Consider the following 1,432-nt stretch of genomic DNA (forward strand, 5'->3'; position numbering starts at 1 on the left):
CCAGATCGCGTCCCATGGAGTGGTGTAGCCGGGCTGCGGTCCGGAACGCGCGGGTGTCTGCCCGGGGCGTGCATCCGCTGGCGGTGCATGCTCCCTGAACAAGGGCAGGCCATCGCGCAAGTCTCCCTGGTGAACGGGCAGTTCGACCGGAGGAGCACGCGATGGCCTTGTCCCAGTCTGAGCTGATGCGGCTGCTGGAGTCACTACGTCGGGCCGATGGAGTTGAAGCAATCAGGGTGGTGTGCGAGCGCATCCTGCAGGAGCTCATCGAGGCGGAGGCCACCGAGGTGATCGGTGCCGCCTCGGGCGAGCACGCCGAGACGCGCACGACCTGGCGCAACGGACACCGCGAGCGCCTGCTGACCACGCAGGCCGGCGACCTGGACCTGAAGATCCCGAAAGTGCGGACCGGGTCGTTCTTCCCCTCCCTGCTGGAACGCCGGCGGCGTATCGACCGGGCGCTGTTCGCCGTGGTGATGGAGGCATACGTGCACGGCGTCTCCACCCGCAGCGTCGATGACCTGGTCAAAGCCCTCGGTGCGGACAGCGGGATCTCCAAGTCCGAGGTATCCCGGATCTGCGGCGAGCTGGATGAGGAACTGGCCGCGTTCAAGGAACGGCCGCTGGATCACACCGTCTTTCCCTACGTCTTCCTGGACGCCACGTACTGCAAGGCGAGGGTGAATCACCGGATCGCCTCGCAGGCCGTGGTCATCGCCACCGGGATCTCCGCCACCGGGCACCGCGAGATCCTCGGGCTGATGGTCGGAGACAGCGAGTCGAAGCCGTTCTGGACGAAGTTCCTGCGGTCCTTGCGGGCCCGTGGCCTGGAGAACGTCCAGCTGGTCATCTCCGACAGTCACAGCGGGCTGGTGGCCGCGATCCGCACCGTCTTCCTGGGCGCGGCCTGGCAGCGGTGCAGGGTTCACTTCGTCCGGGACGTGTTCTCGGTGATCGAGAGGGGCTCTGGGGAGATGGTCGCCGCCACCATCCGCACCATCTTCGCGCAGACCACCGGCGAGGCCGTCCGCACCCAGCTGAACGTGGTCGCCGACATGCTCGGACGGCAGTTCCCCCAGGTCAAGACGATGCTGCTGGACGCAGCAGTCGACATCACGGCGTTCGCCGACTTCCCTCCGGCGCACTGGAAGAAGATCTGGTCGACCAACCCGCTGGAGCGGCTGAACCGGGAGATCAAACGACGGGCCGACGTCGTCCAGGTCTTTCCCAACCCCGCCGCCCTGGACCGACTCGCCGCCGCGGTCCTGGCCGAACTCCACGACGAGTGGCAGGTCTTCGACCGCCGCTATCTCTCCGAAGCCTCCATGGCCGACCTCTCCGCCACCAAGCCAACCGAACGCGAACCGCAGATCACCCCACAACCGGAACCGAAACGGCTGCCCTGACTACACCACCCAACGGGACATGACCC

The 1,432-nt window shown here is 66.9% G+C and carries 1 protein-coding gene; it reads left to right on the forward strand.

The genetic code is table 11. The annotated features are described in order from the left end of the window. Positions 1–161: 161 nt before the first annotated feature. Positions 162–1,406, forward strand: coding sequence for an IS256 family transposase (locus tag AB0I54_RS48130; RefSeq protein WP_363302752.1), 1,245 nt, complete (start codon positions 162–164; stop codon positions 1,404–1,406). The last annotated feature ends 26 nt before the right edge of the window (positions 1,407–1,432 follow it).

Source organism: Streptomyces sp. NPDC050625 (genome assembly GCF_040654755.1).
Lineage (GTDB): Bacteria > Actinomycetota > Actinomycetes > Streptomycetales > Streptomycetaceae > Streptomyces.